The sequence below is a fragment of the uncultured Ralstonia sp. genome (genome assembly GCA_913056305.1).
Taxonomy (GTDB): Bacteria; Pseudomonadota; Gammaproteobacteria; order Burkholderiales; family Burkholderiaceae; genus Ralstonia.
This window is the reverse complement of the sequence record CAJXMR010000251.1, coordinates 1-6,180: the sequence shown is the minus strand read 5'-3', so window position 1 is coordinate 6,180 and position 6,180 is coordinate 1. Positions and strand designations below refer to the sequence as shown.

5 protein-coding genes are annotated in these 6,180 nt (G+C 67.3%); 3 read left to right on the top strand and 2 right to left on the bottom strand.

All coding sequences use genetic code 11. The annotated features are described in order from the left end of the window. Positions 1 to 221: 221 nt before the first annotated feature. The 3 genes from QZ609_RS23405 (at position 222) to QZ609_RS23395 (ending at position 3,937) form a co-directional block, all read left to right on the top strand. Positions 222 to 1,367 (top strand): branched-chain amino acid ABC transporter substrate-binding protein, encoded by a 1,146-nt coding sequence (locus tag QZ609_RS23405; RefSeq protein WP_295499976.1) that lies wholly within the window; start codon positions 222 to 224, stop codon positions 1,365 to 1,367. Between the two features lie 203 nt (positions 1,368 to 1,570). After that, positions 1,571 to 2,794 carry a cation:proton antiporter gene (locus QZ609_RS23400; protein WP_295499973.1) on the top strand — a complete coding sequence of 408 codons (1,224 nt, stop codon included), beginning with the start codon at positions 1,571 to 1,573 and terminating at the stop codon, positions 2,792 to 2,794. A gap of 9 nt (positions 2,795 to 2,803) precedes the next feature. Next, positions 2,804 to 3,937 carry a YbdK family carboxylate-amine ligase gene (locus QZ609_RS23395; protein WP_295499971.1) on the top strand — a complete coding sequence of 378 codons (1,134 nt, stop codon included), beginning with the start codon at positions 2,804 to 2,806 and terminating at the stop codon, positions 3,935 to 3,937. Between the two features lie 14 nt (positions 3,938 to 3,951). Here QZ609_RS23395 and QZ609_RS23390 read toward each other — a convergent pair whose 3' ends face one another. Together QZ609_RS23390 and QZ609_RS23385 are read right to left on the bottom strand one after the other, a co-directional pair. Beyond that, entirely contained in the window at positions 3,952 to 4,467 is a 516-nt protein-coding gene (locus QZ609_RS23390) for a GNAT family N-acetyltransferase (protein ID WP_295499969.1), read from the bottom strand. Between the two features lie 19 nt (positions 4,468 to 4,486). Next, a partial coding sequence (locus QZ609_RS23385; RefSeq protein ID WP_295499967.1) for an OPT family oligopeptide transporter occupies positions 4,487 to 6,180 on the bottom strand: 1,694 nt, incomplete at its 5' end.

Sequence of the window (6,180 nt, the reverse complement as noted above, 5' to 3'; positions counted from 1 at the left end):
GGCTGGCGCTGGAGCGCCTGCTGATCGAGCGTTCGCTGTCGGTCAATACGGCCGCGGCGGGTGGCAACGCCAGCCTGATGACCATCGGCTGACGGGGAGCACAAGCAGGATTCGTCACCGCGTTTGCACGACGGGTGCAAACGCGGGGCGAAGCGGGAGGAGGGCGGCGGTGATCCCGCCGCGCTATTGATCCAATTGCGTTCTGAAAAGGAGACGCAGACATGAAACTGAAGCAACTGTGGGTGGCGGCAGCACTGTGCGCGCTGGCGGGTGGGGCAACGACGGCCGCATCGGCGCAGGAAGTCATCAAGCTGGGCTTTGCCGCCCCGATGACCGGCGCGCAAGCGCAATACGGCAAGGACATGCAGAACGGCCTGACCCTGGCTGTTGAAGAGTTCAACGCCACCAAGCCGAAGATCGCCGGCAAGGAAGTGAAGTTCCAGCTGGTGTCGGAAGACGACCAGGCTGACCCGAAGACCGGTACCACCGTCGCGCAGAAGCTGGTGGACAACGGCATCAAGGGCATGCTCGGCCACTTCAACTCGGGCACGACCATCCCGGCCTCGCGCGTGTACAACCAGGCCGGCATCGCGGAGATCGCGATGGCCACCGCCCCGGAATACACCAAGCAGGGCTACAAGACCACCTTCCGCATGATGACTTCCGACACCCAGCAGGGTTCGGTGGTTGGCACCTTCGCCGTCAAGAAGCTGGGCTACAAGAACGTTGCCATCGTTGACGACCGCACGGCCTACGGCCAAGGTCTGGCAGACGAGTTCGAGAAGGCCGCCAAGGCAGCCGGCGCCACCATCGTGCGTCGCGAGTACACCAACGACAAGGCCAGCGACTTCAAGGCCATCCTGACGCAGATCAAGAGCAAGAACCCGGACGTCGTGTTCTACGGCGGCGCCGAAGGCCAATCCGCTCCGCTGGTCAAGCAGATGCGCGAGCTGGGCATGAAGGCCACGCTGATGTCGGGCGAAATGTCCAAGACCGACGACTTCATCAAGCTGGCGGGCGCGCAAGCGGCCGAAGGCGTGGTGTGCTCGCTGGCGGGCCTGCCGCTGGAGCAGATGCCGGGTGGCGCGGGCTACAAGCAGCGTTATGAGAAGCGCTTCGGCACGCCGGTGCAGACGTACTCGCCGTACGCCTATGACGGCGCGATGGCCCTGATGAAGTCGATGGTCGCTGCCGGTTCGTCCGACCCGGCCAAGTACCTGCCGATCCTGGCCGCCACCAACACGCAAGGCGTCACCGCCAAGCACTACGCCTACGACGACAAGGGCGACCTGAAGGACGGCGGCATCACCGTCTACAAGGTCACCGGCGGCAAGTGGGCACCGCTGGAAAGCGTGGGCGGCAAGTAATCGCACCCCGCTGTCCGCAGCCTGAGAAACCGCCCTCCGGGGCGGTTTTTCTTTGCGCGCGAAGCGGGTGATCCCGCTGCTTGCATGGGGGCTAATCCGGTTTTTTCGTCAAGTGCCTGTCATCTGCGCCCAAATATCATGTAATTGATCCCTATCGAGTGTCAGTGCTTCGCTGACTTTTTGCGCCGGGTGCTTCGGGTACCATGTCCGCCATGACAGGACTTAACGATCTTTTTCCCTCCTGGCCGCCGGCACCCGGCGGGCTGTTCTGGATCGGGCTGGCGCTGGTTGGCGCCGCGCTGTGCGGGGAGTTCGCGCGCGTGGTGCTGCGGCTGCCGCGCATCGTCGGCTATGCCGTGGCGGGGCTGGCGGCGGGTGTGCTGGGCCGCCCCCTCGTCGATGCCGAGATGCTGGAGCAGACCCAGATCCTGATCGAAATGGCGGTGGCCCTGGCGCTGTTCGAACTGGGGCATCGGCTCTCGTTCGACTGGCTGCGCGCCAACCGCTGGCTGCTGCTGACCAGCGGCTTCGAGAGCCTGCTGACCTGGGGCCTGGTGACGTGGGTGCTGCAGGTGCTGGGCGTGGCGGTGCCGGTGGCGGTGGCGGCCGGGGCGATTGCCGTGGCCACGTCGCCCACCATCCTGCTGCAATTGAAGAACGAGCTGCGCGCCGAAGGGCAGGTGACCGAGCGCCTGCTCTCGTTGGGCGCGCTCAACAGCATCTATGCGAGCGTGCTGGTGCCGCTCACCGCCGGTTGGCTGCACAGTGAATATGGGCATTGGGGTGCCGCCCTGCTGCATCCGCTATACCTGCTTGTAGGATCGGCGGCCCTGGCGTGGGTGACGGGCAAGGTGGGCCACGCGCTGTATCACCGCATGGCGGGGGACGACCATTACGCCTTCCTGGTGCTGGTGGGCCTAGTGCTGTTTGCCCTGGCGCTGGCCAAGCTGCTCAAGCTGTCGGTGCCGCTCACGCTGCTGCTGGCGGGGGTGGTCTTCAAGCATCAGAACGATCACCCGCGCGTGTGGCCGGCGCACTTCGGCAGCGCGGGCAGCATCCTGATCGTGGTGATGATCGTGTCGCTTGGCCTGCCGCTCTCGGCATCGGACTGGATGATCGGCGGCGCCGCGGCGGTGGCGCTGGTGCTGGCGCGCTTTGTCGCCAAGCTGGCCGGCACGGCGGCGCTGGGCTCGTTCTCGGGGCTGTCGATGCGGCAGAGCGTGGCGCTGGGCCTGGCGCTCGGGCCGATGTCGGGATTGTCGTGGCTGCTGACGCATGACACCGCCGTGCTGTATCCGCTGACCGGTGCGCCGCTCACCGCCATCTTGCTGTGCACGCTGGCGATCCAGCAGATCGTCGCACCCATCCTGACCGCGCGTTCGCTGCGCTGGGCGGGTGAGGTGCGGCAGGAAGAAGCAAGACGTTAGGGGCCTGTCATGTCGCTTGAACCGTTTGCCAAATCCGAGGCGCTGACCTTCGGCGTGGAGCTGGAGCTGCAGCTCGTCAACCGCCACGACTACGACCTCGCCTCCGCGTCGTCCGACCTGCTGCGCATGTTGAAGGGCAAGGAGCACCCCGGCGACATCAAGCCGGAGATCACCGAGGCGATGATCGAGATCGCCACCGGTATCTGCCACAGCCACGACGAGGCGCTCTGGCAGCTGCGCGAGATCCGCGACCGCATGGTCGAGGCAGCGGTGCCGCTCAACATCGGCATCTGCGGCGGCGGCACGCACCCGTTCCAGCAGTGGAGCCAGCGCACTATCTCGGCGTCGCCGCGCTACCAGTACCTCTCGGAGCTGTACGGCTATCTCGCCAAGCAATTCACCGTGTTCGGCCAGCACGTGCACCTGGGCTGCCCGAGCCCGGACGATGCGCTGTATCTGCTGCACGCCATGTCGCGCTACGTGCCGCACTTCATCGCGCTGGCCGCAGCGTCGCCGTTTGTGCAGGGCGTGGACACCGGCTTTGCCTCGGCGCGGCTGAACTCGGTCAGCGCCTTCCCGATGTCGGGCCGCGCACCGTTCGTGCTCACGTGGGATGCCTTTGTCGCGTACTTCGAGAAGATGCGCGCCACCGGCGTGATCGAGAGCATGAAGGATTTCTACTGGGACATCCGCCCCAAGCCCGAATTTGGCACCATCGAAGTGCGCGTGATGGACACGCCGCTGACGGTGGAGCGCGCCGCCGCCATCGCCGCCTACATCCAGGCGCTGGGCCGCTGGCTGCTGCTCGACCGCCCCTTCATGCCGGTCGAGGACGACTACCTCGTCTACACCTTCAACCGCTTCCAGGCCTGCCGCTTCGGGCTGGCGGGCGAATATGTGGACCCGGCCACCGGCAACCGTGGCGCGCTGGCCGATCACATCCTCGAGACCAGCAAGGCGCTGGCGCCGCATGCCGAGGCGCTGTCATCCGAAGGCGCGCTCGATCTGGTGCGCGAAGTGGTGGAGGGGCGCGAGTCTGATGCGGAGTGGATCCGCGCCGCGCAAAATAAAACCCGCAACCTGCACGAGACCGTGCGGCGTGGTTGCGGGCGGTGGGCCGAGACGACGACGCAATCGGCCTGAGCGGGAGGTGCCCGTCAGTCCTTGCGGACGGTGCCGGGCGCGTCCAGCCAGCGCTGCATGAAGACGAGGTCCAGCCATTGGCCGCGCTGGATGGCGGCCTCCGGCATGCGGCCGACTTCTTCGAAACCGAGCTGTTCGTGCATGCCGATCGACGCGGCATTGGCGCCGTCGATGGCGCCGACCATCACGTGCTTGCCCAGTGCCGCGGCGCGCACGCACAGCGCCTCCACCAGCAGGCTGCCGACGCCCCTGCCGCGCCAGTCGCGGTGCACGTGCACCGAGTGCTCGACCGTGTGGCGATAGCCCGGATACGGGCGGAAATCCCCAAATGAGGCGAAGCCCGCGATGTGGCCGCCATCGTCCGCCACCAGCACCGGATAGCCCTGCGTAGCGCGCATCGCCAGCCAGGCGGCGCGGTCTTCCAGCGTGGCCGGCGTTTCCGTGTAGATCGCGTTGGAAGTGGCGATGACGTCGTTATAGATGGCGAGGATGGCCGGCAGGTCGGCTTGCGTTGCGTCGCGGAGCAGCATGGCGTGTGAGGCGTAAGCGTCAGTGAACGGGGCGCACGGCCAGTACGCGCCGCGCGAAGGCCCAGCATACCGCGCCGAACACGATCAACCCAAGCCATTGCGCCGTGCCCTCAAAGGCATCGCCCACGAGCGCCAATGGCGCATCCTTGCCGGTCGCGCCAATGATGGCCGCCATCAGCACGCCCACCAGGCTCTCGCCCACGATCAGGCCCGAGGCCAGCAGCACGCCGTGGCGGTTGGGCACCTCGGCGTAGCGCTCGTAGGGCACGCCCGCGGCCTGGGCGCGGCGCGTGAGCACGCGCTCGATACTCCATGCCACGGTGGCGCCGATCACCAGCGGTGCGCTCACCGTGGGCGGCAGGTAGATGCCGCAGCCGACCGCCAGCACCGGCAGGCTGGCCGAGCGCGTGGTCCGGCGCAGGATCTGGTCGATCATGATGAGCGCCACGCCGATCAGCAGGCCCGTCACCACCATGTTCCACTGCAGCTTGTGCGTGAAGATGCCGGTGGCGATGGCTGTCATCAACGTGGCCTGCGGCGCGGACAGCGCCTGCGCCGGGTCCATGCCCGGCCGCGGCAGTGCGCCCGGAAAGCCATACGCGTTATAGAGCAGCTCCAGCACCGGCGAGATCACCACCGCGCCAGCCACGCAGCCGATCAGCAGCGCCACCTGCTGGCGCCACGGCGTCGCGCCGACCAGCCATCCGGTCTTCAGGTCCTGCAGGTTGTCATTGGAGATGGTCGCCACGGCCACGATGGCCGAGGTGGTGAAGATCGCCAGCGCAATGCCGAGCTTGCTGGCCTCGGGCGAGCCCATCAACCCATTGTCCGCGCCGATCGCGACGAAGATGAGCGACACCAGCGTGATGGCGATGATGCCGATGCCCGAGATCGGGCTCGTCGACGAGCCCACCAGCCCCGCCATGTAGCCGCACGCCGCCGCCACCAGAAAGCCGAACACCACTGCAAAGATCACCGCGCAGGTGATCAGCGTCCAGCGCGAGCCGACCGACAGCATGGTCGGCGCCAGGAATGCGGCAAAGGTGATCACCAGCACCACGACCATGGCCAGCGTGACCAGCAGAATCCAGCGCGGCGCCATGTCCTGCCCGGTGCGCAGCGCGCCATCAGCCTTCGGGCGCAGGCTGCCAAACGAGCGCTTCACGCCTTGCACCACCGGGCCGATCAGCGTGCCCAGCGTCCACACGGCCGCCACCGCAATCACGCCTGCGCCGATAAAGCGCACCTGCGTGCGCCACACATCCGTGCCGAACGCAGAGAGCGCCTTGCCGGCCGGCATCGGCGTGATGGAGGTCAGATACGGCACGGCGATGCCCCAGGCGATCACCAGGCCCACCAGCATGGCCAGCCCGGCCACCAGGCCAATCAGGTAGCCCGCGCCCAGCAGCGCGGTTGAAAAGCCCAGCGGCAAGCGCACCACCGCAGCACCGGCTGCGAACCACCAGCTCGCGCCTTCGCCCAGCAGGCGCAGGCCGCTGGTGGCAAACGCCACGATGGCCGCGACGACGCCGCCCGCGGCCAGATCGCGCATGCCGGTGGCGGCGGGCACCGCATCGCCATCGGCCGCATCTTCACCGTCCGCCGACTGGCCGCTGCCCACGCGCAGGATTTCTGCTGCTGCGACGCCTTCGGGGTAAGGCAGGTCGCTCTGCACCACCATCGCGTGGCGCAGCGGAATCGTGAACACCACGC